Source organism: Secundilactobacillus pentosiphilus (assembly GCF_002217985.1).
Classification (GTDB): domain Bacteria; phylum Bacillota; class Bacilli; order Lactobacillales; family Lactobacillaceae; genus Secundilactobacillus; species Secundilactobacillus pentosiphilus.
In genome coordinates this window covers 46,067-72,184 of record NZ_BCMI01000005.1, presented here as the reverse complement: position 1 = coordinate 72,184, position 26,118 = coordinate 46,067, and the positions used below count along the sequence as shown (strand labels likewise).

The 26,118-nt window shown below is 43.0% G+C and carries 48 protein-coding genes and 1 tRNA gene; 1 reads left to right on the top strand and 48 read right to left on the bottom strand.

The features are described from left to right. Nucleotide 1 precedes the first annotated feature (1 nt). The 21 genes from CES81_RS03795 to CES81_RS03705 all read right to left on the bottom strand — a co-directional run bounded on the left by CES81_RS03795 (nt 2) and on the right by CES81_RS03705 (nt 13,243). Nucleotides 2-1,150: a hypothetical protein gene (locus CES81_RS03795; RefSeq protein ID WP_089120764.1), complete on the bottom strand. Its 1,149-nt coding sequence runs from the start codon at nt 1,148-1,150 to the stop codon at nt 2-4. Further along, nucleotides 1,143-1,631, bottom strand: a complete 489-nt coding sequence (locus CES81_RS03790; protein WP_089120763.1) for a phage neck terminator protein — start codon at nt 1,629-1,631, stop codon at nt 1,143-1,145. Before CES81_RS03790 ends, CES81_RS03795 begins: the two co-directional genes overlap by 8 nt. Continuing rightward, the gene (locus CES81_RS03785) at nt 1,631-2,035 is read right to left on the bottom strand and encodes a hypothetical protein (RefSeq protein ID WP_145993325.1); all 405 of its coding nucleotides are present in this window, start codon (nt 2,033-2,035) and stop codon (nt 1,631-1,633) included. The genes CES81_RS03790 and CES81_RS03785 overlap by 1 nt, the downstream gene beginning before the upstream one ends. Next, nucleotides 2,032-2,616 carry a hypothetical protein gene (locus CES81_RS03780; protein ID WP_089120761.1) on the bottom strand — a complete coding sequence of 195 codons (585 nt, stop codon included), beginning with the start codon at nt 2,614-2,616 and terminating at the stop codon, nt 2,032-2,034. The genes CES81_RS03785 and CES81_RS03780 overlap by 4 nt, the downstream gene beginning before the upstream one ends. Next, entirely contained in the window at nt 2,606-2,947 is a 342-nt protein-coding gene (locus CES81_RS03775; RefSeq protein ID WP_089120760.1) for a hypothetical protein, read from the bottom strand. The genes CES81_RS03780 and CES81_RS03775 overlap by 11 nt, the downstream gene beginning before the upstream one ends. A 15-nt stretch (nt 2,948-2,962) precedes the next feature. Continuing rightward, complete coding sequence (locus tag CES81_RS03770) at nt 2,963-3,190, bottom strand: hypothetical protein (RefSeq protein ID WP_089120759.1); 228 nt, start codon at nt 3,188-3,190, stop codon at nt 2,963-2,965. An 11-nt stretch (nt 3,191-3,201) separates the two neighbouring features. Then, the gene (locus CES81_RS03765; protein WP_089120758.1) at nt 3,202-3,702 is read right to left on the bottom strand and encodes an Ig-like domain-containing protein; all 501 of its coding nucleotides are present in this window, start codon (nt 3,700-3,702) and stop codon (nt 3,202-3,204) included. 11 nt (nt 3,703-3,713) lie between these two features. After that, nucleotides 3,714-4,766, bottom strand: a complete 1,053-nt coding sequence (locus CES81_RS03760; RefSeq protein WP_089120757.1) for a major capsid protein — start codon at nt 4,764-4,766, stop codon at nt 3,714-3,716. 43 nt (nt 4,767-4,809) lie between these two features. After that, nucleotides 4,810-5,151, bottom strand: coding sequence for a hypothetical protein (locus tag CES81_RS03755; protein ID WP_089120756.1), 342 nt, complete (start codon nt 5,149-5,151; stop codon nt 4,810-4,812). An 11-nt stretch (nt 5,152-5,162) separates the two neighbouring features. Beyond that, nucleotides 5,163-5,339 carry a hypothetical protein gene (locus tag CES81_RS13485; protein ID WP_180949718.1) on the bottom strand — a complete coding sequence of 59 codons (177 nt, stop codon included), beginning with the start codon at nt 5,337-5,339 and terminating at the stop codon, nt 5,163-5,165. A gap of 11 nt (nt 5,340-5,350) precedes the next feature. Then, nucleotides 5,351-5,626: a hypothetical protein gene (locus tag CES81_RS03750; RefSeq protein WP_089120755.1), complete on the bottom strand. Its 276-nt coding sequence runs from the start codon at nt 5,624-5,626 to the stop codon at nt 5,351-5,353. 11 nt (nt 5,627-5,637) lie between these two features. Next, the gene (locus CES81_RS03745; RefSeq protein ID WP_089120754.1) at nt 5,638-6,345 is read right to left on the bottom strand and encodes a DUF4355 domain-containing protein; all 708 of its coding nucleotides are present in this window, start codon (nt 6,343-6,345) and stop codon (nt 5,638-5,640) included. A gap of 106 nt (nt 6,346-6,451) precedes the next feature. Further along, on the bottom strand, nt 6,452-6,679 hold the full coding sequence (locus CES81_RS03740; protein WP_089120753.1) for a hypothetical protein: 228 nt from the start codon (nt 6,677-6,679) through the stop codon (nt 6,452-6,454). Beyond that, complete coding sequence (locus CES81_RS03735) at nt 6,669-8,030, bottom strand: ADP-ribosyltransferase (protein ID WP_089120752.1); 1,362 nt, start codon at nt 8,028-8,030, stop codon at nt 6,669-6,671. Before CES81_RS03735 ends, CES81_RS03740 begins: the two co-directional genes overlap by 11 nt. Next, the gene (locus CES81_RS03730) at nt 7,930-9,543 is read right to left on the bottom strand and encodes a phage portal protein (RefSeq protein WP_089120751.1); all 1,614 of its coding nucleotides are present in this window, start codon (nt 9,541-9,543) and stop codon (nt 7,930-7,932) included. The genes CES81_RS03735 and CES81_RS03730 overlap by 101 nt, the downstream gene beginning before the upstream one ends. An 11-nt stretch (nt 9,544-9,554) precedes the next feature. Further along, entirely contained in the window at nt 9,555-10,880 is a 1,326-nt protein-coding gene (locus CES81_RS03725) for a PBSX family phage terminase large subunit (RefSeq protein ID WP_089120750.1), read from the bottom strand. Beyond that, the gene (locus CES81_RS03720) at nt 10,861-11,670 is read right to left on the bottom strand and encodes a terminase small subunit (RefSeq protein ID WP_089120749.1); all 810 of its coding nucleotides are present in this window, start codon (nt 11,668-11,670) and stop codon (nt 10,861-10,863) included. The genes CES81_RS03725 and CES81_RS03720 overlap by 20 nt, the downstream gene beginning before the upstream one ends. Nucleotides 11,671-11,711: 41 nt before the next feature. Continuing rightward, a complete protein-coding gene (locus CES81_RS03715) occupies nt 11,712-11,951 on the bottom strand; it encodes a hypothetical protein (RefSeq protein ID WP_089120748.1) in 240 nt (79 codons plus the stop codon). After that, nucleotides 11,951-12,406, bottom strand: coding sequence for a hypothetical protein (locus tag CES81_RS03710; RefSeq protein WP_089120747.1), 456 nt, complete (start codon nt 12,404-12,406; stop codon nt 11,951-11,953). The genes CES81_RS03715 and CES81_RS03710 overlap by 1 nt, the downstream gene beginning before the upstream one ends. Before the next feature lie 5 nt (nt 12,407-12,411). Then, nucleotides 12,412-12,561: a hypothetical protein gene (locus CES81_RS13480; RefSeq protein WP_180949717.1), complete on the bottom strand. Its 150-nt coding sequence runs from the start codon at nt 12,559-12,561 to the stop codon at nt 12,412-12,414. 609 nt (nt 12,562-13,170) lie between these two features. Further along, nucleotides 13,171-13,243: transfer RNA gene (locus CES81_RS03705), tRNA-Ile, on the bottom strand. Between CES81_RS03705 and CES81_RS03700 the strand changes: the two genes are divergently transcribed. Next, nucleotides 13,231-13,425, top strand: a complete 195-nt coding sequence (locus CES81_RS03700) for a hypothetical protein (RefSeq protein ID WP_089120746.1) — start codon at nt 13,231-13,233, stop codon at nt 13,423-13,425. The two genes, CES81_RS03705 and CES81_RS03700, sit on opposite strands and share 13 nt — an antisense overlap. A gap of 255 nt (nt 13,426-13,680) precedes the next feature. On the opposite strand, the gene CES81_RS03695 is transcribed toward CES81_RS03700, so the two are convergent. The 27 genes from CES81_RS03695 to CES81_RS03570 all read right to left on the bottom strand — a co-directional run bounded on the left by CES81_RS03695 (nt 13,681) and on the right by CES81_RS03570 (nt 26,117). Then, a complete protein-coding gene (locus tag CES81_RS03695) occupies nt 13,681-14,070 on the bottom strand; it encodes a hypothetical protein (protein ID WP_145993324.1) in 390 nt (129 codons plus the stop codon). Nucleotides 14,071-14,254: 184 nt separating this feature from the next. Continuing rightward, nucleotides 14,255-14,395: a hypothetical protein gene (locus CES81_RS13475; protein WP_180949716.1), complete on the bottom strand. Its 141-nt coding sequence runs from the start codon at nt 14,393-14,395 to the stop codon at nt 14,255-14,257. Nucleotides 14,396-14,409: 14 nt separating this feature from the next. After that, entirely contained in the window at nt 14,410-14,775 is a 366-nt protein-coding gene (locus CES81_RS03690) for a hypothetical protein (RefSeq protein ID WP_089120744.1), read from the bottom strand. Then, nucleotides 14,772-14,978, bottom strand: a complete 207-nt coding sequence (locus tag CES81_RS03685; RefSeq protein WP_089120743.1) for a hypothetical protein — start codon at nt 14,976-14,978, stop codon at nt 14,772-14,774. The genes CES81_RS03690 and CES81_RS03685 overlap by 4 nt, the downstream gene beginning before the upstream one ends. Before the next feature lie 2 nt (nt 14,979-14,980). Then, on the bottom strand, nt 14,981-15,184 hold the full coding sequence (locus CES81_RS03680; RefSeq protein WP_089120742.1) for a hypothetical protein: 204 nt from the start codon (nt 15,182-15,184) through the stop codon (nt 14,981-14,983). Beyond that, nucleotides 15,181-15,390: a hypothetical protein gene (locus CES81_RS03675; protein WP_089120741.1), complete on the bottom strand. Its 210-nt coding sequence runs from the start codon at nt 15,388-15,390 to the stop codon at nt 15,181-15,183. The genes CES81_RS03680 and CES81_RS03675 overlap by 4 nt, the downstream gene beginning before the upstream one ends. A gap of 2 nt (nt 15,391-15,392) precedes the next feature. Beyond that, a complete protein-coding gene (locus tag CES81_RS03670) occupies nt 15,393-15,599 on the bottom strand; it encodes a crAss001_48 related protein (protein WP_089120740.1) in 207 nt (68 codons plus the stop codon). After that, the gene (locus CES81_RS13470) at nt 15,589-15,759 is read right to left on the bottom strand and encodes a hypothetical protein (RefSeq protein ID WP_180949715.1); all 171 of its coding nucleotides are present in this window, start codon (nt 15,757-15,759) and stop codon (nt 15,589-15,591) included. Before CES81_RS13470 ends, CES81_RS03670 begins: the two co-directional genes overlap by 11 nt. Then, on the bottom strand, nt 15,756-16,037 hold the full coding sequence (locus tag CES81_RS03665; RefSeq protein ID WP_089120739.1) for a hypothetical protein: 282 nt from the start codon (nt 16,035-16,037) through the stop codon (nt 15,756-15,758). The genes CES81_RS13470 and CES81_RS03665 overlap by 4 nt, the downstream gene beginning before the upstream one ends. A gap of 196 nt (nt 16,038-16,233) precedes the next feature. Then, entirely contained in the window at nt 16,234-16,710 is a 477-nt protein-coding gene (locus tag CES81_RS03655) for a YopX family protein (protein WP_180949714.1), read from the bottom strand. Next, nucleotides 16,697-17,086, bottom strand: a complete 390-nt coding sequence (locus CES81_RS03650) for a hypothetical protein (RefSeq protein ID WP_089120736.1) — start codon at nt 17,084-17,086, stop codon at nt 16,697-16,699. Before CES81_RS03650 ends, CES81_RS03655 begins: the two co-directional genes overlap by 14 nt. After that, nucleotides 17,083-17,331: a hypothetical protein gene (locus tag CES81_RS03645; protein WP_089120735.1), complete on the bottom strand. Its 249-nt coding sequence runs from the start codon at nt 17,329-17,331 to the stop codon at nt 17,083-17,085. The genes CES81_RS03650 and CES81_RS03645 overlap by 4 nt, the downstream gene beginning before the upstream one ends. 2 nt (nt 17,332-17,333) lie before the next feature. Beyond that, nucleotides 17,334-17,798: a hypothetical protein gene (locus CES81_RS03640; RefSeq protein WP_089120734.1), complete on the bottom strand. Its 465-nt coding sequence runs from the start codon at nt 17,796-17,798 to the stop codon at nt 17,334-17,336. 128 nt (nt 17,799-17,926) lie between these two features. Further along, nucleotides 17,927-18,136, bottom strand: a complete 210-nt coding sequence (locus CES81_RS03635) for a hypothetical protein (protein ID WP_089120733.1) — start codon at nt 18,134-18,136, stop codon at nt 17,927-17,929. Then, nucleotides 18,112-18,519 carry a hypothetical protein gene (locus tag CES81_RS03630; RefSeq protein WP_089120732.1) on the bottom strand — a complete coding sequence of 136 codons (408 nt, stop codon included), beginning with the start codon at nt 18,517-18,519 and terminating at the stop codon, nt 18,112-18,114. Before CES81_RS03630 ends, CES81_RS03635 begins: the two co-directional genes overlap by 25 nt. 18 nt (nt 18,520-18,537) lie before the next feature. Continuing rightward, nucleotides 18,538-19,656, bottom strand: a complete 1,119-nt coding sequence (locus tag CES81_RS03625) for a site-specific integrase (RefSeq protein ID WP_089120731.1) — start codon at nt 19,654-19,656, stop codon at nt 18,538-18,540. Continuing rightward, nucleotides 19,653-20,354, bottom strand: a complete 702-nt coding sequence (locus CES81_RS03620) for an N-6 DNA methylase (protein ID WP_089120730.1) — start codon at nt 20,352-20,354, stop codon at nt 19,653-19,655. Before CES81_RS03620 ends, CES81_RS03625 begins: the two co-directional genes overlap by 4 nt. Further along, nucleotides 20,335-20,982, bottom strand: coding sequence for a hypothetical protein (locus CES81_RS03615; protein ID WP_089120729.1), 648 nt, complete (start codon nt 20,980-20,982; stop codon nt 20,335-20,337). Before CES81_RS03615 ends, CES81_RS03620 begins: the two co-directional genes overlap by 20 nt. Nucleotides 20,983-21,013: 31 nt before the next feature. Then, a complete protein-coding gene (locus tag CES81_RS03610) occupies nt 21,014-21,235 on the bottom strand; it encodes a hypothetical protein (protein ID WP_089120728.1) in 222 nt (73 codons plus the stop codon). After that, entirely contained in the window at nt 21,232-21,414 is a 183-nt protein-coding gene (locus CES81_RS03605; RefSeq protein WP_089120727.1) for a hypothetical protein, read from the bottom strand. Before CES81_RS03605 ends, CES81_RS03610 begins: the two co-directional genes overlap by 4 nt. Then, nucleotides 21,395-21,781, bottom strand: coding sequence for a hypothetical protein (locus CES81_RS03600; RefSeq protein ID WP_089120726.1), 387 nt, complete (start codon nt 21,779-21,781; stop codon nt 21,395-21,397). The genes CES81_RS03605 and CES81_RS03600 overlap by 20 nt, the downstream gene beginning before the upstream one ends. Nucleotides 21,782-21,786: 5 nt before the next feature. Continuing rightward, nucleotides 21,787-22,452 carry a putative HNHc nuclease gene (locus CES81_RS03595; RefSeq protein ID WP_089120725.1) on the bottom strand — a complete coding sequence of 222 codons (666 nt, stop codon included), beginning with the start codon at nt 22,450-22,452 and terminating at the stop codon, nt 21,787-21,789. A 19-nt stretch (nt 22,453-22,471) separates the two neighbouring features. Then, nucleotides 22,472-22,660 (bottom strand): hypothetical protein, encoded by a 189-nt coding sequence (locus tag CES81_RS03590; protein WP_089120724.1) that lies wholly within the window; start codon nt 22,658-22,660, stop codon nt 22,472-22,474. Next, a complete protein-coding gene (locus CES81_RS03585; protein ID WP_225356342.1) occupies nt 22,657-23,442 on the bottom strand; it encodes an ATP-binding protein in 786 nt (261 codons plus the stop codon). Before CES81_RS03585 ends, CES81_RS03590 begins: the two co-directional genes overlap by 4 nt. Continuing rightward, a complete protein-coding gene (locus CES81_RS03580) occupies nt 23,442-24,266 on the bottom strand; it encodes a DUF4373 domain-containing protein (RefSeq protein WP_089120723.1) in 825 nt (274 codons plus the stop codon). The genes CES81_RS03585 and CES81_RS03580 overlap by 1 nt, the downstream gene beginning before the upstream one ends. Nucleotides 24,267-24,279: 13 nt before the next feature. Further along, nucleotides 24,280-24,996: an MBL fold metallo-hydrolase gene (locus CES81_RS03575; RefSeq protein ID WP_180949713.1), complete on the bottom strand. Its 717-nt coding sequence runs from the start codon at nt 24,994-24,996 to the stop codon at nt 24,280-24,282. Next, nucleotides 24,993-26,117: a hypothetical protein gene (locus CES81_RS03570; RefSeq protein ID WP_089120721.1), complete on the bottom strand. Its 1,125-nt coding sequence runs from the start codon at nt 26,115-26,117 to the stop codon at nt 24,993-24,995. The genes CES81_RS03575 and CES81_RS03570 overlap by 4 nt, the downstream gene beginning before the upstream one ends. Nucleotide 26,118: the final 1 nt, after the last annotated feature.

Genomic DNA, 26,118 nt, shown 5'->3' with positions numbered 1-26,118 from the left:
CTTAAATTGTGAAGTTGATCTGACCGTCGATTGTATCGATCAGGTTAGCTAAGGTAACATTGACTTGCATCCGAGTACGACGGGCTTCGATACTAGCAGTTGATACTTGTGCACGAGTGGGTACAGTAACAGAAGCAAGTGGTTTGCCGTCATCACCTTCAGCGAAGAAGCCCATGGTGCCTAATTGGTCAAGCAGTGACTGTGCTTGAGCTTTTAACAGGCTCAAACCAGCATCATTAAACTTGAAGAAGCGTTGAGCAGGTAAATCCAGCCACTTTTGCAAACCAGATTGCATAAAGTCATAAACATACTGGATACCAAAAACATTGTCGATGTAATGACCATCCAGGGCTCGACCATGTAAGAACATGAAATCGCCGGCTTTATTAACTACTGGAATAGCATTATCGTTATCGAACTGTTGTACTTCCGGCATAGTCCAGTCATTAGGTGTGATATCAGGTAAATTACCGATATGACGCCAGTTCAGTGGTACAGTTCCGGTTGCTTCAGCAGCAGCACCACCAATATTGGGCTGGTCCTCTTTGTCAGCTAATACAATCACTGGCAGCATCTTGTTCTCGTCAACGAATTTGGTTGCATATTGTTTCAGTGCGTCGGCATCATCCGTGGTTGAGACCTGGGTGAGTAAAATACCATCTTGGTTTTCGTATAAGAAGTCCATGGTGGCTTCAAGCTGTTCCGTGGTTGCTTCTGGAGCGGTCACAAAGCGCCAGCCAGCTTTGAAGTAGTTGGTCAGCATGTGTACTAATCCATTAACGTTTGGCACCGTTGCAGCTGATAAATCAACTGTGGCAGTGGTGTCAGTCGTAGTAATGCTGTTCACGACGGGTGCATCATTCACAACACCCATTGGATCTGGTTGGTCTTGATCTACGTAGATACCAACTGCTAACGGTTCGTCATAAACTGAGTCTTTTGCCAGCGTGTTGAAAAATTCAGCTGCCAGTTTATAAGTAGCGGTGCTTTCGTCATACTTCTCTGCGACTTCGTCTAATGAACCATAGCTAGTTAGGCTTTCAGCATCACCTGGCAAAGCAATTAAGAAATTAGCAGCCTTCGAAGATGCTGAAGCTTGTTTAATTAATGTTTGAAAATTTACGTCATAAAATAATTTGACTTTACTCATTGTTTTCCTCCTTAATATTGGCTTGAGTGCTTATATCAACGCCTTCGATGTAGCCCGATTGTGTGGTGTCGTCGTATGTGTCGTTAGCCACAATGGTGACTAACAGCTTCGATTCAGTTTCGTAGCTCACACCAAAGTTCGTTTCAACGTTGGCCAGCGATTCGACTCGTGGAATTGAGATACCGACTTTGGCTAAGCCCTCTAGCAGGCCCCAACTTTGCAGTAGCATCCGCATGTCATGAGCTAAGTCCGAAGCTTCGATTGGATCCTCAGCCACGGCAGTTAATTGCAGTGGAAAAGAAAACGGCTCGCTTTCAACATCATTGAAAGTAAGTCGTTCATAGTCGCGCCTTATGTTGTAGTAAAAGAATGGCAACGGTGGTCTAACATCAGGCGTTGCACTCTTTGTTATGATCCAGTTCGGCTGGAACTGATGAATTTCATCAATCAGCTTACTGATTGTATCTCGGTAAATTGCCATTATTTAGTCACCGTCTTTAAATAATATGTTGTTAGTCCAGCCACCTCGTCTGGGGTGAAGTTTTCCACCTCATAGTCGTGGTTGCTAGCTACGACATGCACTCGTGTGCCCCGTGGAAAGTCAGGATACAACGATACCCATTGCATTTGTGCAACCTCCACCGTGCCACCGCCTTCTGCCAGAAACTCCGTACCTGGTGACGTCCAAGTGTTAGTCGTCGACTTTACAATTGGCTCGCAAAGCTTCTGTACGTCACTGAACTGCTTCTTAGGTGTACCAGTGCTATCGAAGTCCTTAGCAGTTGGCTTATGGTCACTGACCGGCACCGTAACCTCGATATCTTGTTTCAATCGGTCAAACATCCACCGAAAGTTATTGAAGTTCTTGAATTGGAATGTCATCATTCACCACTCCCTAAGAAAGTCCACGTGATTGATCCAATCAGCCTACCAGTATCCATCAACGGATCATTTTTCCCTTTACGTTCAACCGTCAGTGGTGCGTTAGTTGGTTCAAAGAAGTCTCGCAGGGTAATTCGAATGTCATTTGCCATTGTCCGGGCTAGTTTGTGTTGCAGAATGTCAGCAGTTGACTTGCCACGGACTATTTCTATGACGCCTTCACGTACCATCCGCGCATACTTCGCCCGATTTTTCTCACGAGTCGTCCATATAAACGGCCGTGGTGGAATCTTAACGGACTTCTTAAGGATGAACATGACGGTTAGTTCACCGCCGTTATCGACTGCCAGAATGTTCTTGCCTTTCGGTTTAAACAATCCTGGTATCTCACTAGCTTTACGCGTACCAGCTGCAGATGTTGGAATCGTCAGCCATTGCCGTTTAGCAGTGATCACTGCTCCATTCTCATTAACGCCGGCAATCATCTGTAAATAACTGTCATGCAAGGGAACCCCAGCAACAATTTTGGTATGGGTCAGTTTTTCTATTTCAGCTCTAACTTCGGGCTTTCTATCAAAAGACATCGATAGACCACTTCCCTTTTCCAAACTGACTAACCAACCGGTTGTAATCAATCAAATAAGGATCTTCTTTAGACCAATCAAAATTAGTCTGGGTATAATCCTTCGTACTGGCACTGGAAACACCGCCTGAACTAGCAATACTGTGCATCAGTAAATCATGTAGCACTAATAATCGATGACCACGCTCACTAACGCTATCAGGTAGCTGATCAGTTAAGACCTTTTGCCAGGTATCATTAATCGATTGCTGGATTGCTTCGTCATTGTAGCCAACCGCATCGGGATAGTTTTTGATGGCCGCCAGCGTTGTTTGATGAGTTGCTTGTGCCATCTAATCACTCCTTATCTATTTGCCGGTTCCGGTAGTCGAAGAATCAGGCGCTGTAGTCGGAGCCGCAGCAGTTGTGAAATCATCTAAGGTAGTTTGAGCAGTTGCACCAGCATAAGCAGCTTTGTAGCCTTTATAAGTCGTGCCGGCAGTTAAGCCAGAGATAGTAACTGGTGAAGGTTGTGCATCCACAACCTTCTTACCTTTGTCGTCGAAAATATCAAATTTTACTGTTGTATCAGCCATGTTGTATCCTCCTATTCAAGTGTGACCGTTGCAGTCGTATCAGTCGTTTCAACCTTGTCAATCTTTGGGGTTGGTTCAACAACTGTAATCGTTGCTGTAGCCGTCTTAGCACCATCTGTCGTAGTTACGGTGATCGTCGCTGTACCAGCCGCAATTGCTTTACCATTGCCGTCAGCGTCAACCGTGGCTACCTTGTCGTCACTTGATGTGTAAGCATAAGTAACGTCAGTAGCATTGGCTGGCGCAACCGTGGCAACTAGCTTAAAGGTGTCGCCAACTTTAGCATTGACTGTGGTTTGGTCTAACTTGATGCTGGTAACGGCAACTTTAGCCGGTGCCTTAGTCACAATGTCTCCAAGCGGGGTCTTAGCAGTGGCACCCGCATAACTGGCGGTATATCCCGTATAGGTCTTTGAAGCCGTTAAGCCGTCAATTTCAATTGGTGAGGGTTTGGCGTCGACAATCTTGGTGCCTTTATCGTCATAGATATCAAATGTTTTTGTATCAGCCATTTAAAGTACCTCTACTTTCCTGAAACGTTCAAGATGGCAATCTGATTGGCCACGTCTAATACCGGCATGACCCATTGGTCAACTTTGGTTGTCCGTGCAACTGGATCTGATTGGTCATAGACATGAACAGCCACACCGCTGCCAGCAATGGCAACCGTGCCTTCTAGCCGTGAAGATTCTTCCTCTTCAGGAGTAGCTGCGTATGCCATCCGGCCAACTTGACCTTCAGTAGGAAGGAAGCTGACCACATCATCAGGAATGAAGGTGTGGAAACCAGTGCTGTCACTGTAGCCCTTGTTGTAGACCTGAATGGTTAACCCAAGTTCACTGAACAGAAAACCAGTAACTACTGAATTAGGCACAAAAGCCACGGCGGTATTAGCGTTGTTAGCCAATAAAGTAGACTTCAATGTGTTGTTACGTACCAACTTGTTGAAGGTCTTTTGGTTCATAACTGCCCGGCCTAAGGTAGTACCAGTCTTTTGAGCTGCAGCAGTTTGCAGGGCATAAATGTCATCGTAAGGATTTGAACCATCGGCACCCCAGTCAGCAGTGGCTTTAGCTTTTTGCCAAGTCTTCAAGCCGAAGTCAACGACCTTCTTGCTATCGAGCGTAAGTTTCCCAGTGGTCAGTTCTTCCATGGCCATAGCTTCACGCCGGTAAGCGGCGTTCTGCAGTAAGCGGGTTTGGTCAGCATAGATCCGGTTAAGAACAACATCAGCTAAACCTTTATCGGCACTGGCCTGTGCTCGACGATAATCACGAATATCTTTTTCGTTGATGATCATTGAGTTCTTGAAGCCAGGGACTTCTTTGGATGAGGTTTCCAACGTGCCACGGGTCAATGGAATGGCCTTAGCGTCACGGGATGTCTGGTCCAGCAATTGAGGCACTGTATCTGAACCAGTCACAATGTTGACTTGGTCATCAGTCAGGCGAGTGCTGGCAAATAACACACCATCACCTAGATATGGCTCAGTTAATTCTTGGTTAGTATTCCAGAAGCTCACCACATGAGGAGCAGTGGTAGCGTCATAGATATCTAAAATTTCGTCGTTATCCATAATTTCCTCCTAATAAAAAAGGCCCGCAAAGGTCTTTTAGTTTTTATCGTTTAATAAATGTGATATCCGGTAAGGCCGCTTTGATATCATCAGTGATCAGTGCTTGAACATCTGCGTCCAGGCGATTGATATTGACGATACCGGCAGTCATGACTGATACCGTATCAGCACCATCGGCAGTTGGATTTGCTTCGTGCAGCAGTAATCCCTGCGTGGTGGCATCGGTAGTGGCGGATAACTCGGCTGTTTCGTCAGCTAAGAAGTTCGTTGCACCGCCAACCGGGGTACCAGCCTTAAGTTTTGCTGTGCCAGTGATATAAGCCGGCAGTTCGAATGATAATTCTGGTGCGACCCGGAAGTCTGATTGAACGCCATAAGTTGCCATGAGGTTTCCTCCTATCGTTTAATGATATGAATCTTAGGCATATTCGCCTTTTGCGCTTCGAGTAATGCTTGTACATCACTGTCAGTTCGATTGGCATTGATATAACCCTGCGTCATGATAGCAACCGTTTCTGGCCCATCCGTGACGTCAATGTCGTGCAGTAAAACGCCTTGAATACTTTCTGCCATGTCGTCACCCCCTATTCGAGTGTGACCGTGGCGGTAGTGTCAGTTGTTGTGACGCTATCCACCTTCGGACCGGTAGACGTATCATCAGGCGTAGACCTAACAGCGTGCAGTGCCTGCGTGCCGTCTTCTAGCCAGCCATCGGCAACAACTGGCGTACCGGCTTTAATGATCTTACGACCACGGCTGTTTGCTGTAACGCCGGTTGCATCAATCGTGCCAGCTAACGAAAACGACAGTTCAGGAGCTACTCGAATGTCTGACTGGGTACCATATTCTTGGTCTGCCATGCTAACGCCTCCTATGCATTAGGTTGTTTGAAGTATGGATTCTTAACTTTTGCATGATTCTGTTTGGCAATTCGTGCACCAACGTCTTCACTCGTACCATTGGCTGAATTGACTTTATCCTTTGGTACACGACCGTTACGCAACAGGTCATTCTTTACTGAAGCTTTCATATCGTTGTAAAGGCTAATGAAGTCGTTTAAACGAGTATTAGTGTCCTCCGCATCTTGGCCAACCACGAACCGTTCAACTGATTTACTAGGCAATGAGATATGTGCCTCCTGCAGGCGGTAATTAGCCGTAGTAACCATTTCAGAACGGGCTTTCTCCTGCTTCATATTTTCGAGTTCATTTTGCATCTGTTCAAACTTGTATTGCTGCTTTTCGTCATCGCCCATTTTGGCTAACTTTTCAGCTTCCGTTTTCCCAGCTTCAATTCCCTTTTTATATGACTTAGAGCGCTCGCGTTCTGTTCGTTCTGCAATCATCTTTTCAACCTCCGCCTGAGTGAATGTTTTAGGCTTGTCGTCATCAGGGTTAGTTGATTGATTGTCGCCTGGTTTACCGTCAGGCTTTGTGTCTGATGGATCAGTTGGCTGCTGGTCATCCAGATTGGTGGTTTCGGTACTTTCACTGTTGCCGGCACCACCACTGCCACCAGTATCTTCAGCAAAATACTGCAGGTTCATCGGTAATGAGTTGCTAAATAGATTCAATAACATAGTTAATCGTCCTTTCACGTTTTAAAGTCTTGGCATGACTAATATCACTTGCACAGTTTTATGTCATAAGCATGGTTTGGACAATAAAAAAAGCGCTCAATAAGCGCTAATCTTGGTGATATTTCTTTTTTAATCGTTGTAATTCTTTTAGATCATTAGTTTTAAGGGGCTGATCACGAGCTATAGATTCTAAAAACTTAATGGTATCAAGGTCATATTTCTTCTGCTCCTCTTCGGTCAGTGGATCACCTTTTTTAATGACTTCTCCTGGCCACCAATAGGTCATACGATCGTACCCTTGAGGTATCTTTGAATCGTCTGCTTTATTTGCCATGATATTCCTCCATCTGCAATAGCAATCTACCTTTAGAATCCATTGTACTCCCGGTTACCCAAAACTTAGAATTTCGTTCATACAGAATCTCATGTTCAGCAGAATTAACTGACCTAAAGTCCCGCGGACTATGTGCTGCTTGAACATGCATCTGTATTTTAGCAGATGGATTATAGATATCCGTTGAAAATGAAGAATATGCTTTTTCTTTTCTGACATTACCCGGTAGATACTGCTGTCTAAAATTGATCGGGCTTGTCCGCAGCATCGTCGTATCAATACTGCGGTATATTTCACCCGAATAATGTGGGAGCATTTTTAAAGCGTCATCAATAGCATCGACCTTGGCTTTCATCTCTGAAGTGAGGTTTTGACCTGTTGCTAATGCCTCGTTAATCAAATATGAGGAACTCGATTTATATTCGTTTAACGCTCTTAGCTGATCTGCTGAGAGATACTCATAGCCAGCTGGGATCTTTGAACAACGGCAATTTGGATGAGAATCATCTGGAATACTTGGACAGTCATCAGTTAGGTATGGGCCGCCATCTGCAATGCCTTGGCATTTTTCACACGCTCCCGGCTCAGTAACCCAACGAACATATTTAACACCCTGCATCCGATACGTAGCCATGTTGACACGGTCTTTAACCCTTGCAGACTCTGTCGTAATAAGCCGGTCAGCGTTGCGCTTGGCAACAGCTAAACGATCAGCTGCATTAGTACCAGGCTTCTCCAATGCCTTACTATGAGGTATCAAAGTATTAACTAAATCATCAATCGAAGTACCATGCCGAATGTGTTTACTGACCACGGACTGCAAATCACGGGTGAACTGGTCGCTGTCTTCCCAGAGATTGGTACTCCACTTAGTTGCATTCTCTGGATCGGTAACAATCGAGACTAACCGGTTGGCTTGCCGTGGCTTAACTTGTGCCCGTGCAATCTCAGTTGCCCCATCTACCTTCACTCGTCGCTGAACTAGGTTGTGTTCATGTACGAAATAAGCTAAAACACCAGCACCAACGATGGCATTCATCATATGATGCACATTGATACCAGCATCTTTTGCCAGCCCTGTAAGACGTTTTTGGGCCTCTTCAGGCCAGTCGTGTGTATCCAGTTGACGAATTGCATTAAGCCATTGCTGTTTATCCCAGTGAGTGATACGTTGTGCAACTTCACTAGGCGTCAGTTGATTATCTTTAGCATACCGATTGCAGAACAGCTGCAAGTGATCACGAATGAAGCTAAGGCTTTGCTGATACTCCTGATTGTTGGTCAGGCTGTCCTGCTTGTCCTGGTTGAGGAGTTCCTGTATGCGCAATTTCTCCGTTGTCAGGTTGATCATCGTCTTCACCTACTTTTGCAGTTGCCTGAGCTAACTCAGCGCCATCCTTCTCACGGTCCTTAGCCATCTCTTTAGCAACAGCTTTAGGATCATCAATCTTAGATAGATACTGGAGGGCTTTTTCGTCCGGAATCTTACCGTAGACGGTCGAGAACGTAGTAGCTTCCTCACTGTCGTTATGCGGTACGGCCTGCTGATACGTGAATGTCAGGTTGGTAATATCGCCATCAATGTTGGCAACATCAAAAAAGATGCTAAAGAGTTTCCTCAGCATCTTCGACATCTTCCGTGATTTAGTTTTCGCCATGGCCTGCATCGCCTGGTACTTGTTAATTAATGCAACACCAGAAGCAGCATCGGCACTCATCCCAAAGGTGGAATCACTAAGATTAACTACCTGAGTGATTTGATACAGCATATCGACAGCCCGGTCTAAGTAATGTTCCTGAGTTTCGTCATTTGAAAGTTTGTTCAGAAACTCAACTGTAGGCTGGATATTGCTATCCATCTCATCTTCGCTGGGGTAGAGATTAAAGAGCTTGCTGTCCTTAATCTCCTCTTTCTGCTTGTCTGTCAGCTTAACGCCCGTGATTGCTAGATAAGCATCACCGAAGTAATCCACGTCATTCATCTTTTCCGACATAGACCGGTCAATCGAATCAATGATGTTGACCACATCATCAAGCAAGCCTAAACGTTCTTCATTCTCTTCGAACTCAATCACTGGGCAGATTGGCAACGGGTGGGTATCAAGTGGTAAGTCATCATCACCCAGGTTAGTAATGTGAGTCTTAGCAGCAGTCCCGTCTTCACTCGTATTACTGATTTGATAATCACCTTTGTCGGTGATCACCGTTGCTTTCATCTGGGCATTGCGGTACGTATAGCGCACTGCAGCAATCTGATTGTGTTCAACAGTGTCGTCATAGATTGCAAACGTATCAATGGGACTGGTGACTGTCATATGAAGCTGAGGCGTGGGCTGATCATCCATATAGCAATACAGATACGACCGGCCATAGATATCCGCCATCTTAGAAGCTTCACTGAACACGTCATCATAATCATTGCGTTTCAGGAAGTCCTGAATCTGCTTATTGATGGTTTCATTGGGGTTGCCGTTTTCCTCGTAGCTAACCTGAACTGGATCACCGCTAAAGAAGCCGTTGAACGTGTTAATGAGCTTTTTGGGGTAATTGACGATGATTCGATTATCAGGTTTGCCTAGTGACTTACCTTTCTGCCGAATGATCCGTTCATGCCGGCCTTTGTAGTAGTCCCGTTTCATCTTGTAGGCACCAACTAAGAAATCACGGTGGTAGTTGATCATCGTATTGACGTCTTCCAAATGCTCCAGCAGGTTCATCTCTGCCGGATAAGTAAAGACATCACTGTCGTTGATTTGGATATCATCGCCTAAATCAATTGCATCACCGAAACGGCCAAGGTTAGCTAACCGCTGACCACTGATTAGTAAGTCCTGGTTATTACGCCGCTTAATTTGCTTAATCAACTTCACACCTCCTAAAAGTCTTTGTAAATCTGAGCACCAGCGTGCTGAACCTTGCGGACAATCTTGTAAACGAAGTACCGCATGGCATCACACGCGTGGTCATGTTCTTTAACTGGTTTGTCTTCACCACGTTCTTCAGCTTTTTCATCCCAGATATAACTGGCTAGCTCTTTAAATAGATTCTTCAGTTCTGGGGTGAATTTAATCTTGCCGGTGTTCATGGCAACCTGTGTCTCGCGAATCCCATCCAGCACATCATTGTTAGCTTTGATAACGTGATAACTACGCCGTCTGAGCAGAGCAATGAACGAAGCTGCAGACGGGTCAATGATGATGGTTGGATGCAAGGTTCCTAGAAACTTGTCTAAATCATCCGCATACTGTTCATCCGTTTTCTGGCGGTTATGCGTCCGCCCTGAGTAGTAATACTCTTTCAGGCAATACCAAGTGCCATTAGAAAAACCCCACAGCAGAAATACCGTAGGGTTTAAAGTACCGTAGTCACACGATACATAGTATTTAGTTATTTGCGATTCAGGCGGGGGTTGGACCACCATGTTGTCTTTATCGAAGTTGTCATAGATAATGCCTTCCGACAGCACCCATTTACCTTCGATATAGCGCATATAGAACACGCCTGAATAGCTGCGCTTATAACGGTCTTTAACTGATTCAGCTAAGGCTGGGTTGTCATCCATCATGAAGTGAATATGTAACGCCTTGTGTTTAGCTAAATTATCCAGCCATTCAAGCTTGAACCAGTGATATGGTCCATCTGGGTTGCAGTTGAACCAAAGCTTCCCACCGGCTACGGAAACACGTCCAGTCGCTTGATTGACAAATGACTCTGGCATCAAGGCTACTTCATCAAAGAAAAAGCCAGCTAAAGTAATCCCTTGAACCAAGTCTTGCGAGCTTTCATCTTTACCACCAAACAGGAAGAAATAATTCACTTTACTACCACGGCGAATCTCTAGCATGTTCTCGGCACGACGGTCAATCACTTTAAAGCTCCGTCCTTCAAGCATTACTTTTAACGGCCTTATAACGTTACGGCGTAGTGAACCAATGGTTTTGCCAGCTATGCCAAATTGCTGTACATCATAGTTAGTCATAGCCCATTCAACGTAACTCATACTCATGGTCATGGTCTTGCCGGCACGAATAGAACCGTCACAGATGATGGCTTCATAGTCTTCTCGGTTGAACCACTGTGGATGAGTTTGCGCAGCGTTCTTAAAGACCTTGGCTTTAAACAATCGCGGATCTATCCACCAAGATAAGACTTTTAGCTGTTTATTTGAGAACGGGACAAAATTAAACTGTTGTGTCTTCATCTTCGTCCTCATCCTTTGTCTTATTAGCTTTTACAATGGCATTCAGGAATGCATCGTCAGTATCATCTGTTGTCTGTGGTTCAGGCAAACGATCCAGCAATTCCTTCATGGCCTTTTGCTTGTCGTATAGCTTAACCACTAAACCATCACGTCCAACATGCACGTCTTCAATCAATGACCAGTCAACTTCATCCGCTGGCCTTAAATGGATATCCACCCGGTGATAACGTTCCAGCTTATTATCCTGGTCGAACATTGGCTTGCCGTCTTTATCAGTCACAACTTCTTCGTAGCTGTCGTAATTCAGCACGTCACCAAGAGAAGCCGTTGCCTGCTTGATATACTCTTTCAAGATGTCGTTGGCGTTGATGTAGAGGTCTTGCTGCTGCTCTTTTCGTAGTTTGGAGAGTGCCTCTTTTATGCCAGTATTTGCAAGTAATGCAGGACCGTTAGTGTGTGCTGTGTTGTAGTTGCACTCATAGGCTTTTTGATATGCCCAGGTAGCGTTAAAACGTTGCAAATAGTACAAGCAGAAGAGCTTTTGCTTTTCAGTCAGCTCATGATTATCAGCTAACTGTTGCACTGCAACGTGTTGCGTTTTTGTTGCAACGTTTTTGTGTTGCGTTGCACTTTTTGTTGCACTTTTTTTATGCGGCGCAGAGCCATCCCACTTATAGCGTGATTTCCAAGCTCTAACAGTTCCTTCGGATACGCCATATTGTGTTGCAATTTCCTTATACGACTTTCCTGCCAGGTAATCTGCTTTAGCCTCATCTGCTTTCTTAGTCATCGCATATCACCACACCTCCATTCACAGAAGAAGGCAGCGGGCTAGTTGTCGCTAATATATCCTGCTTGTCGTAAACCAATCACAAACGCTTGGTCATCATTAAAGCCTTGGTTTAAGGCTTTTAGATAGGCAGTTCTGGCAATGTAGGTTGAACCTTCAATCATATTGTCTAGCGTGCCATCTTCACGTTCCCGCTTAATGGTTTCAACTCGAACAGCATCTTGATTCACAATTTTGTCGATCTCATCGTTATACAGTGAAATAAACGTTTCTTTATCCATTACTTTTCCTCCCAATATGCTTGTACCTTCTGGTTACGTACGTATTCAGCTGATTTATCCAATGCTTCAGCTACCATGCTTGCTGGGAAACCCTCAGCTAGATTAATAACTGCTTGGATATATTCCATCCGTTTAAATAACGTAATTTTGCCCTCGCCAATTGAATCTCTGATTTCTTTAACGAGATCAATTAGTTTGTCATCCTTACCCTGATCCATGACTAGATATGGATTTTTAAATTCTTTCTTATAGCGATAAGTTGCTTCGTCATTGTTTAAAGCATGGTCACCACTAGGAATCCTTTTTAACTTGATTAGAGCTGGGTCATCAGTTTTATCTACGAATGTGATGATATAAGCATGCCCGTTAAGATTAATTTGCTGGGCATCATTACATGCTCGCATTAAGTCATCACCAATGTCTCCAGATATCTTTACTTCGTTTGTTTTACTCATACTTATTAATCCTCCTTTTTTGCCGTTGATAGTTTAATTGGCTGCTGTTTAATTGAATAACGGCGTTTCTTCTTTTTCAGCTTTAAGTCATGATCCAGATCACTGAACACCTTTAGTTCAACCTGGCTAACGTAACCATATTTGCAGTTGATCATTCTCATGACAGCCACCACGCAGCTAGAAGCGCCAACATAAACGTTGTTAGTACTCCGATATCGTATTTATCCACATTGACACCTCCTGAATTTGAATCTTATGTATTAAAAAAGGCCGATTGACTAGATCGGCCTTAAAACGTGAATGGTCCCCGTGGAAAGGAAAACTAATTTTTCACCCACCCCTGAGAGGAGCGTTCACCTCCGTGAATTAGGTGGGCTAAGGAGTAACAGGGATTTGAACCCTGCTCAGCCGCACAATTACTGGCTTTCAGCTCACCTTTGACAACTATGCTGCTAATCCAATCACTTACAGAGACTGGTCTCTGCAAATATACTCACAAGTTAGGCTTGTCTTAAAGACTGCCCTACCATCGTATCGTACCCTTGCTATCCCGGTGCACCGGTGCTTTCGTCGCAACATAGGGACGTCTCCCAGAGCTTCGCAGGTATTCAACTCAACATCTCGCCATAGACTCGAACTATGATCAACGGTGTTGGAGACCGTTGTGCTGCCAATTACACCAGCGAGATATATGCCCGCTTCCCAGCGGACATAAAGGAAAGAGAATATAAGTACAGGAAGCCAGCCAATGGCAAGGCTGGCAAAGTTGGCGGCTGGAATCGAACCAGCGTACCCAGCATTATCAGTACTGGGGCACAGCCACTATGCCACACCAACACACCCTTGTGGATCGTCCACATCTTCCAGAATCAACTGGCTGTACTATCAAGCCTACTTTAACTAGTATGTTCAGCAAGATTATTGCTACTAAGGGGCTAAGCAACCGGCAGGATTCGAACCTGCTTGCACCATCATATCGGCTGCATAAGATTGGCCGCATGCAACAGCCAATCAACTGAGGAAGTTCACTGAAATCGTATGCCGGACTACTAAACCGGCAAAAAGTGACACGGGGCTTAAACCCGTTAAATGTTCATGCAGCCACTTCGAATTTATCATTTAGGGGATAATGTTCTCTTTAGGGGGTTAGAGGACACGTTGATTAATTTATCAACGATATCAGAATACCCCCTTTAAACGGACAAAAACTGTCACTTATCTCCCATTTTTCTTCGAAAGTCTCCCAAAAATGACCCAAAAACCTCCCATCTTTTTTAGGAGCCTATCTTTACTATGAGATCATCCCGTTCTGGATAAATTCTGACGAACAACAAGAGTGCTTCGTTTTCGTCACGGTGGAACTTTGATTCTGAAATATAGTCGAGATGAAACAATGTTGCTAACCGTTCACAGCAGCTTTTAACTGAATAGCGCTCTATGTATCTCAAATGAAGCAGCGTTGACAGTTGCTGTGATTCTCGTGTAGGCTCACCCATTACATCCAAAGTTTTTTCGACCATGACAATCTGATGTTCCAGACGGTAACGGTCGTCATCTAGATCCGCAATTTGCCGGATCAAGGAGTTCTCGGTACCATTTTCGTTAGTCTCACTTTTCGGCATCCCATCATACTGAATTGCTGACAGGGATACTTCGAGTTTCAAGTGGGCAACTTCCTCCCTCCACTCGTTAAATTGCCGTAAGACCTGTTTAGCATTTTTGCACGTTGCGTTGATATCCCAATCTGAATAATGCACCCTCTACACCCCTTGTTATTGCTGACTTTGTAGCATACAATATTAACTGATAGGTTTAATTCGTATGCTGCCCAGCCAAGGGTGGCTTTTTTTATTTGTCGGCATATTTTTTACGTAACTCATCTATTTGCTTTTTGGACTGTTTTTTATATTGATGTTTAGCTCGTAAAACCTCAATACTGATGGAAACTGCAGAGCTTACTATTACGCTGACAATAATTGAAGCTATCATTTCTCTCAGCTCCTTTACTTTTTTAGTTCATCTGGAAGCTTATAGAGTATAAATTCGTTGTTCTTTATACTCACCAGGTAACCTCTCTTTTCCCAAACCCTGACTAGATCATTTACTCCATTATTTAAAATCACTTCAGGGATTTTTAGCTTGGTAACTAACTCAGCATCACCAGATTTGACAAGCAGTTCATTGATTGCTTTTTCCTGCCATTCAATTTGTTTATTGATTCCTTTATTTTCGAAATCAAGTCGCTTATCGATATAATCGTAAAAATCATGTTCGGTTTCTTGATGCCACATGTATATTACAAGCCCTATAATTACGAGCATACTGACGATTACAGACAAAGGTATTAATTGAACGAACTTTTCCATCATTTATCAACCACTTCTTCAATTTGTTCCAACCAGATCCTTGTTTTATATAGATGATCTCTTTTGATCCAAGAAACAGATGGAAAATAATCTGTAAATGATTGATCAGGTTTGCCGAAATCGAACCAATCATTTAGAGCTTCTTGAATCAGCTGATGTCCTTTAAAAGTGAAATATCCATCTGAATGCTTACCTGTTTCAATCATTTTCATGCCTCCAATTTTCTGCCACATACGGGGCAATAGTTGATGGGTCTACCTGTTCCATTGTTGCCCCCTGGCTTAACAATTCTTGGCTCTACAAATAGGCAATTAATTTTGATCAGTACGTAAGCCTCTATATCATCATCACCAACAATTATCTTTTTACCGTGGCAGTACGGGCATTCATGTTGTGCTTTCGTTTCAGTCATAAAAGCAATTCCACCTCTCTGCACGATTCACGGTGAACTGGATAAAGATGATACTCTTGCCCGTCCACAAAATATTTTTCAATCGTCCCCTCGTTATCACCGTCTTTAAATATCACCGGTAGCCCATTAATGGCATTGAGATGTTTCTTACCAAGCAAATGCCGGTAATGCGGTGTTGCTAGTGACTTGTCGAATACTAATGTCATAATCACCACTCCAAATCATCCATACGTGAATTTAATACACGAATATAGCTGTCCATTGCACGCCACTGTTTCTGAATCAATTGCTGATGATATTCAGAAAGTTCAGAATATTCAGGAGAATTAACAAATTGCTCCAGTTTTACGAGCCTCAGTCGTACCTGTGCGCCTTCACTGCTAAGTTCATCGAATACTTGTTCATTACTTTTCATCAGTCAATCTGTCCTCCACTGGTTCTATCTGATAACTGCCTCTATTTAGTCTTGGTGATTCATCAACGTATTTTGTTGCTGCTTGCTGACTAGCAAAAACGGCTAAGGGTGCAATGTTTTCATGATATTGAATGGTTACTAACCACAGCATATTGTTCATTCGTCTACCTCCATGCTGGCAATCTGCCGAATCTTGCCATTGATCTTCTTGTATCTCTTATTGCCAACAGCAACACAAGTAACAGCCATATTAGCCTGGCTTGCTGTCCAGAATGCACTTTCAGCATCTTCGACATCACTATAAAGTGCATTGGCTGTGGAATATGTCTGCATTAACTGTCTATGGTTGAATAAACGAATAGTTTTGTAATTGTTCTTATCAAATCTCGACACCCACCAAGTATTCATTTCCTTTTCACTATCGGGTAAATCGGTCAATTTAGTGTCAACTCCTCTTGAATCACATCCGGGCGATAAATTGCCGTGAATGTCTTTCGACACTCCGAGCATCGAACACCAAATTCGTATTCCTCACGATGCCAGTACATTGGAATTCTATTGTTTAAAAAGTGGAAGGCATGCCATTGCCAGTGGCCACAGTGGTTGCATCTAACTAAACACCTGTTCTGATTACTCATTCATGTGCCTCCAGTAATTCAGGATTTTCGTATATATTGCCGATCACGGTAATATCTTCTTGTTGGACGTAATCCAAGTATTCTGGCTCCCAAGATAGTTCACCCCAACCGGAAATGCCGGAATCATCATCTGGTGGTGTTCCAACTAACAACTTTGGTTTACCAATGGGTTTCAAACAATAACGCATTCCCTCACCATCGTATTCAAGCACACCTGTATGCAGTGTTTCACGTTCATAACCAGCAACGTATTCTTGAACATCGATTTCCACGATGTCTCCTTCATAGATTTCAACATCCTCTGAATCCTTTAATCCAGTGTATTCCATCAAGTCCCACTCACCGTCTATATCACCATTGATGTCGCTATAATCAACAGCACACTCAGCACCTTGTGGGCTAAAATCAAGTGTCTTAACCTTAACCATCTGTTTCATGTATCGATCCCATGCTCTGAACTTAATTGGTCTCATTGAATTTCCACTCCTCATTGTCCCGGTCGTAAGTTAGCTGGCCTTTATCAAATGCACTTGCAAAAGCTTCAATACTGCCCACTTTCTTAAGCACAGGAATTGCGGTTTCGTCAATGCTAATATCTGGCCCAACATCCCCTAGGTACCATCGCCATCCGTGCTTAAGCATTTCAATACAGAACTTATCTTTATTCATATGTTCCATTCCGTCTGCCCATGGTGCCCGGATTGCTCTCAAATCAACATATTCTGCTTCGTTGACAACTTCAGCTAAAGCTAGTTGTGCTTTAGCTTTGTTAGCATTCTCAGCCCAAACAATTTCGCCAGTTTCACCGTAGTCCCAATCTTCACCAGTAACCGCATACGCTTTAATCATTCGTCTACCTCCACTAGATCAACTTTTACAATTTTGTAAAGTTTCGAACTGCAGCCACGATCAAAGAAATCACGCTCGGCATGCCAATAATCTGCATAGGTCAATGCACTACCATTACTAATCTGTCTGTAAATGATCATTTGGATTTTCGAAAATTCACCTATTCCAAAAGTGTTTCCATACGGCTGGCGGTAATCAGTTCCGCTCACAAACTTTCCGGTTTCTTTATTCCGAATTGCGTACATTATCAGTCATCCTCCACAGGTACGAAAACGTCTCGATTCTCTGAATCGTAATCAGGTAAAAATGGTTGCCATTCTGGGAAAGCATTTAAAAATGCTGAATAACTTGTTGGGGTAAAGATACCGGGCTGAAGCTGGTTTTGATTTGTAACCCAATTTCCTAATGGTGAGAGCCAAGAGCAATTATCATAGATATTTTGGGGTGATAATCTCACATAGAATTTTGCTTCGTCCCCACGCTCTTTAATCGGAGTAAAAGCATAATCAACAGCCAACTCATAGAGAGCCTTAAAGTCATATTTCCACTCAACCTCATTGAAATCTGCCTGAATGTATCCACAAAAATCGTTGCCAATTCTCATGATCCAATGCTTATTAAATCTGGATATCATTACATAAACTGCATCATCCTGCACAATAACGTAAAACCCTAATTGTTCAACTTTTTTGATAAATTCACTCGTTTTCATTGCTTGCCTCCTAAAATATCCAACTAGCCATTATCATGATGGCTTTAACACCCAGAAAAATAGCGCCGAACATCATGATCATCTGCACTAGGAAGCTTGCCAAACAGCCAAGATTATCGATAAAATCTTTAATCGTCATCACCCCACATGGGAAAATTAAACGAAGCTCGAAAGTAGCGCTTATTCGATAGCTTGTGCCGCTTATCAATCTTTTTGTTCGAGTCCGAATCTAAATATTCTTTCAGAGAATCCAATGTCATTTCTGAAATCTTCTGAGATTCGTACCGGTACTGCTTTTTCAACAGTCTCTTTTTCAGTCGCCATCTGTTGTTAGCCATGGTGTGCCTCCTAACTTCGGCCATTGGTTTAACTCTGTAGCAGAAGCAAACTTAACTGTCATGAAGTCTCTAATTGCCGATCTTGTTGGCAAATAATCGTAATGATCTTCGATATATACACGCATCTCTAAAATATCCAAATCAAAATTGAAACTATATATAACTATTGAATTGCGACCTGTCATAGTCCCCTTTAACTTATTGGTTATTTTCGTACTCCACGGAAAAGCAGTCGTAAAATAAGCGTATTTAGTGTCAAATTTTGTATCGGGGATCTTGAAGCATCGCACGTTTTTCAAGTTGTTATCATGCTCAAAAATTTGCTGAATATTTCTGATGCTGTTTATCTTAATGTCACCGTTAGCATTTCTTACAAGCTTCATTTGACGGTCTCCTACTTTCTACATCATGGCTGCCATCGCAGAAATCTCATCTCGTGCAGCTCTTTCATCTAGTAGATGCCCATATACTTTTCGAATCATTAATGTATTCGAATGACCAACTTGACGGGCAATCCATTCAGTACTGATATCTTTTTGCGCTAACATGAATGAAATATAACTATGACGGATCTTATGAATAGACAAACTTTTATCAATTCCATATTTTCTTTGATAGGATCGGAAGAAATGATTAAACGTATCGTTGTAAATCATGGTTTTAGGCTCAACCAAAATAGGTAGATCCCCATCTGAATCAAAATATTTAACTTTCCAGCTTAGATACTTCTTCAGGAACGCTATAAATTCGGGTCGAACCGAAACCTTACGAATTGAACTTAAATTTTTAGTTGGTGCAAACCGATTTTCAGGGCTCTTATAATCCCATGTCTTATTGATTGCTATTTCATTGGTACTCAAGTCGGTCAGAGTAATTCCCAATACTTCTGCGAATCGACAACCGGTGTTAAATAACGTGTAGAGCACCATTAAACGGGTTTGCTTACTAATTGCATGATTTTCAGGATGCACGATCTTTAATCCCGAATGCGTTGCGCTAATAATCGGTTTCTGTTTGAGTAAATCGGTTAATTCAATTTGTAATCTGGTTTTAAACATTCTGAACTCAGCCTCTGACAACGACTTGGCTTGGTTCTTAACCTTGCTTTTCTTTTCAAACGTCCAATTATCTTCAACTGAGTGGAGCGTTAGTCGTGATTGAGGAAAACGATCAATAAAACCTTCCTCCTGAGCATATTTAAGTGGTGCCATAAATTGTCCCCGAAAATCGATACAAGTTTGACGCCGATGTGAAGCACCAAATTGATCCAGAATACCTTGCAATAACCGGTAATTACCATCAATGTCCGCCAGGGTGATATTTGGTGCAATTTCATAGACATGCTTATTCGTTCCAACCCATTTAGTCATGGTTACACTGGTAATATGGCCAGCTTTGAAACTATGAATCCACCAGCTAAAGTATTTCCATAGCTTCATTTTCCGCATATCATCACGGTTTTCTCCCCTTGAGTAATGTTGTACATTTACCGTGTCATCTTTTTGACTAATTAATTTCACTTCACGTTCTCCTTCCACAGTTGCTTCATCTCCATGTTTGCGATCACATTTTTAGACCACTCATCACTATCAGTTTCAATATGATCAGGGTATGGATTGCCAACCCAGTTTTTAATTTGAAAATAGTCTTTTACCTCATCGTTATATGGCATGATATTAATATCGCTAAAACTTAGAAAGTCGTCAGCCTGATTCTCTACCAGGAAAACACCTCGACAAGTACGCTCTAACGAATCTCCGTGCCAAACGACAGCATTCATACCACGGATAGCCAAATTAAACAGCAAAAATGGAATTGCTCGATCTGATAGTTCTTCTACCCAGTAAAGATGTTCATGAGGCATGTACGTTAAGGGTGATTCATTGATACAGTCCTGCCACCAATTTGTGATTACAATGCCACCGGTTCCAGCTGCTGACTCCATATAAGTATTTTGCGGTCCAACAAGCTTCGACAGTATTTTCGCTACCGAATTGGGTGTGAAGTCCTGTTTATTCGTTTTTCGTTCAGCTTGCTCATCTTCAAAATATTGATGGAACCAATCGAAACTGAGATCAGTTGAAACTTCTAAAAACGATTTAAACAGGTTTTCGCGCTTTGACTTATCAAACAGCAACTCCATCAGACGATCAGGTGCTTTGAAGGATTCGTTTATTTCTAAAAGCTTGTTTACTTTTTCAAGTGTGAATTTTGCCATTAGTATGTCTCCAAAATATCCTATTCATTAATTTGTTATGATATTCAGTTCTAAGTTCAATTACGCCTTCGGGCGGGGCTACTCTTTTAGCTGCTGGTAAGCATCCGCTTTCGCGAAGTTGCTCAATTTTGCTATATACAGCTAATTTGGGATGACCGGTGATGTCGGCCAAATAGTTGGCGTTTTCGGTAACAAAGTAACTGTCCGACTGCCAATTAATAATCAACTTTTCGGTTTGCAATTTTGACCAAGGTTGGAAATGATATTTAATCTTTCCTTGCTTAGCTAGATCTGCTCTAACACAGCGCATGGCATTTACAGTTCTACCGAATGCTTCTGCAACTTCACGTAACGACGCTCCGGCATTAAAGGCTGCCGAAATATATTTATAATCATCTTCGGTATATGGTCGCAAAAAACTATCTCGTTGCTTTGAAACATCGTATTTGGGTAAAATTCCTTGTTTCCTAAGCTTAATAACAACGCGCTTAATGCTAGTTTTCTTTACTCCGAAATGCTCTCCTGCTTCCTCATAGTTCAAACACTGATTCGTATCTGGATCGAATATGAGAATATCTAAAAGCTCATTGATTTTTGCTTGCGTCCATCGATTGTTTTTTCTCACCATTGGGTGCCTACCGCCCTTTACTTATAAAACCTCATGACCTAAGGATTTTCTCTGCGACTAGCTTCATAGACCCATGTTTAATGTCATACATAAAATGCTGTTTTAAAATCTTGTGATTCAGATTGTTGCGATAGATATCAAATTCATACATTGCATCAGAAACTTTGCCAATTCGAACCGGTTTTCCCATGCCCCATTGAAGACAGGTTTGCCTAATTAAGGCGTAGTAGTCGTTGCGAGTTTTAGTTTTCATTTGTCAAAAACTCCCTTATAGATTTCTGCAGCTTTACGAATTTTCCAACCTCTCAGATATTCATTATCATCATCCAAAGCGGTTTTTAGCTGCCAGCCTTTACAGCCAATTAAATGGCAGGCTTTAAGTAGCTCAATATCCTTGTACCATTCGTCTCCTCTACTGATTGTGACGCGCATACTTATCCCTCATTTCAGCCCGAACAATCGTCAGTCTTGCGTTGATAGCATTCTCACTGTGGCGTGGGATCTGTTGCTTTAATTCATGCGGACTGGCATGCAGGTTTTGCTCTAAAATCTTGGTCTCACTGTCTAGCCAGTTAACATGCTGCTTTTTTTCAGCAGGTTTTTCCGTCACTACCATGCCAGGACTATCAGGATAATATTTAACGATCAGCATTGGTTGCGGCAATAAGTTGTTTGGTTTACCAGGCGCAATATGGATAGCGCCTTTGTAACTGTCATTCATCCAACGAATACATTCCGCTTTGGTACCGGTGTGATATACTTCCCGGTCGTTGAAACCAAGTAACTGCCATTGTTCCATCTGGCTCACTTCCTTGTTGAAATGATTTCTTCTCCTTCTTCGATATGCCAATTACCAAGCTTGAGCATCTTGGCAATCTCTGGTGTGACGCGCACACCTTTTAAGTGATTCAATCTCATAAAGTTGTTAATGCCTTGCACATGCTGCAGCTGGTGATGTTCACGACATAATGCCATGACGCTGTTGCCGATGTGGCTGATGTGTTTTCGGTCACGGCCTATGCCAACCGCGTGCAAATGAGCGACGTCGGCATGCTTACCACAGATACAGCAATGTTTAGTTTCCAAACAATGCAACTCCCAGCCATATGACCCCTGTATCAAATCAAGTGTTTTGCTAGCAAACGGCACGTCCCAGACCAGGCAAAACTTGATGAGGAAGTCAATGAACTCCCATGCCAGACTCATAGAGCAGTTCTTCAATGAGAACGGCTCGTAAGTATCGCTCTCAAGTAAGAATTGGTGCTTCATTTGCGCTTTGGTGAGTTCGGGTATATAGTTGCCCGACCATTCGTCTATCTCGCCTAACAGGGCATAAGCTTTCTTCTGCTGGTCACGACTAATATGCCGTTGGTCATCAACCAGCAAAGTGGCATTAGCGTGCTTTTCATCGGTGTACACAAAGCTGGCTCCGTGTTCGTTATGTTCAGTTACTAAGATTGGACGATCCATGTGCACACCTCCTTGATTACTAATGCAATATCTCGGCTACCGCTTCGCGTACCCATGCGGGTGTTTTTACAGCTTTAATTGCTTGTTCATATTCGGCTTGTTTTTCAGCACGCAGAGCCTTATTGCAATTAGGACAAGGGACAATCTCTACCCCGTAGCCTAAATCGTTATAAATGCGCCCGCTGCCATTACATAATTCGCATGTCATACTTGCCGCACTCCTTTCAATTCGCTAAAAACCAGCTGATGTTCTGGATTGTTAGGGAACACCCTATCAATGAATTTTGGCTCGTACATGAGCTTTAACTGGGCTTTGGTATTATTAGTCGTGATAATCGTTGAACCCTTAGCGTGGTTATTTTTAAAGTCCACACGGGCATTGGAGACTTGATACATCAGCTCCTGCATATCCTTATGAACCGGATTGAACTTTAAGCCGCCTTCCGTGCCGAAATCATCAAGGACAAGAACATCAACATCCGTCATAGCTCGCTTGATTTCGGCAATCTTGCCGGTTAGGCTACGATCCTCAAATTTGTCATTGATCAGCTTCAGTAATTCAGCCGTCGAAACAAACATGGTCGTTTTACCTGACTTAGCCAGCTGATTTAAAATTGCTAAAGCCAGAGAAGTTTTGCCAACTCCAGGAGTTCCAAGCATGACGACATTAAACTCCTGACCGGTACTCAACTGCTGTGCGATTTTAAAAGCCTTATTGCCAATTGCTTTAGCTTGCGCGACGTTTTCCTGCAGTTCCGGTTTCCAGTCAGCAAACGTGAATTCCAGTTCAACATTGCCGGAGTACAGTGACTCGTGTTTGAACCAGGATTGCTTCTGCTTGATCAGTTTTTGTTTGGCCATTTCAATGGTTCGCTGGTCGAGTTCTTCTTTGCTGGGCAGGTGGTTCAGGTCAATACCTTTAGCTTTTGCCAATGCTCGTATTTGAGCCTGAGAGAAGCCCGCTCCGACATTCATCATTTGTTCTGTCATTAGCGCACCCAGTCCTCTCTAGTTTGTGGTTCATCGGTATCAGTACCGTTGCTAACCGGAGTAAGGTCATATTCGTCCGTCCAGCGCTGTTCTTTAAGCCAGTTTTCTGGCATAGACACATAACCGCCAGTTGAACCATGAAGCTTAAGCGATTTAGCGTATTCAGACGCTTTTTTGACAAGCAGGTCTTTACTGATACCAGAATTTCGAACAAACACGTACTCGTTAAATGCTTTCTGTTTTTTCTCCTGTCTCGGATAAACATTCCAAAAATCAAGAAACTCTAGCGTCAAATCTTCTGGCTCAAATTTTGGAGAGGTAGGAGAGGTATTAGATACTTTACTTTTATTTCCTTTACTTTCCTTTTCTTTACTTTCCTTTTCTTTGGCATCATTTGGCATTGCGTTCGCATTGCTATCGTTATGCGTTGGCATTGCGTTCGCATTATCTTGATTTTTGGTAGGCTTATCTTTCTTGCCCCAACGCTTATTTGCTGCCTTTTTACTAGCTTCCTTACGCCGATTAGCTTTCTCATCTTTGAGTGCCATTCGTTTGTTGAATCCTGAGGAGTAGAAGTACTCACCATCTTCGGTGAAGACAAATAACCCAAAGTCTTCGACAATGGACTTGATTTTGGACGCGTCAACATGAAGATCAAAGGCTATAACGTTATAATCTTTGATACTCATATAGTCATGTTCCTCTCGCAATCTCTCCAATATCATGAAGTAGATTCCATAGCCCTCCGCACCATATTTCATACGGACGTTAATCAGCTTTTCAGAGTTCCTAGCATTGCTATCGTGAGAAAAATAATTGTTCACGATGCTCCCCTCCTTACCATGACTTTTGAGGGGCTACATATACAGGTACACCGGTCACGGCTTGAGTGCGCCGCTTAAATAGTTGTTCATCGCTGTTCTTTTCAGATAAATGGATCAGCGTAACGGATTCCAATTTGTCAGATTCATTAGCTTGGATAAAAGCCAAACTGTTGCTCATCTCAAAGTGACTCGTTAGGATCCGATTGCGTAAGCCGTGGTTCAAGTTCCCTTTGCGTTCATTTTCCATGGCAATGGTGTTGAGGTAATTCATTTCCACTACCATGTACTTGATATCTCGGAACTTGTATTTTACAAAATACGTATCAGTCACATACAGCAACCGTTCGCCTAACTGATTTTCAATCATGAAGCCAACCGGTTCTCTGGCATCATGTTTAACCTCAAATGGAATGATTTTCCACGTTCCAGCTGCAAAAGGATCCAGCGACTTGATTGGTGAATAGAATAAGGTTTGTTTTAACGCCTTGGCAGTCCCAGTGGTCATGAAGATCGGTGCTGAAACATGTTCTCTTAAAGCTGGTAGGTACTTGGAATGATCACCATGCTCGTGGCTAATGAGCACACCTGCTAAGCGGCTAAAGTCAAAATCCATGGCAACTTGAACGTGTTTGAATGCGACACCAGCTTCAATGATGAGTTGCGTTTTACCATCATCAATGACGTAGCAGTTACCACTGCTACCTGAGCCAATAATCTTTACATCAATCAAAATGGCTCAGCCTCCTTTTGCGGAGCTTCATTATTTTCGGCTGGTTCTTTGTCCTCAGCTGGCTCTTTATCAGGCGTTGTTTGAGGCTTAGCTTGGTCAACTGTAGGGCTATCAACAATTTCAGCGCTCTGTGCTTCGTCTCCTGCAGGCTTATTTTCCTGATGAGTTTCAATCGCTTGGTCAAAGTCCTCTACATTTGCTTCTTCAGTTACATCACGCCGCATTTCGCGGTAAGAATCATTAGCAGTTTCTTCGTACTTGGTTTGAGCTAAGGCATTATCAAAATTCTTCGGGATTTTCTTAACGATGTTGTTTCGCATCTTACGAACTATCATGGTTTCTCGCGATTGCGGTTCACGCCAAGCGGGGGAAATATGTCCTAGCTTAATCATCTCTGGCGAGTCTAAGATTTCATCTAACGTGTGATCCTTAGCGAATGCTTTAATCTTTTCCAACCGTGCCGCTTTATCTTTTTCACGCATGAGGTTGTTTGACATGTGGGCTAAAAGATTACGTTTGACTTGCTCGCGCTCAGTGATGTAGTACTCGGTCGTTGTCTTACGAGGTTCATCGTTGCCTAGATCAGGGCCCATATACATATCGATTGGATAAACAATCCGGACCACTTTCTTCTCAGCATCACCAACTGGCTCCCACACAGGCGGTGTTAATTCGATTCCCATGTGCTTCGGGTATTCAAACTTGTCACCTTCACGGACTTGCCAGAACGGGTGAACATAGGCAACGTTACGACCGAAGCGGTTAAGCAAGGCGTCATTACCATCACCCTCGATACCCATTTCAATCACTTTGTGCCAAGTGCCGGATTTATCTTTAGTATTTCGCGTTTGGAAATAGACTTCGCGTGGCTGGGCATTGGCATTCAGTTGCAATGCTGCCACCGTCAGCAAAATATTATTGACGTTGCTGGTGACGGTATTAGGATCAATATTGTTTTCAACAATCACCTGGTAAATCTGTTGCATGGCACCAGTGACACACATTTTTTGGTAATCTGTCATGTTTAATTGACTGCGTTTTAGTTGGTCTTCGACTTGTGGGACAAAGTAGTTACTTGCTTTGACCAAGCTGAGACTGTTTTGTTGTTTATTGTTAGCCATA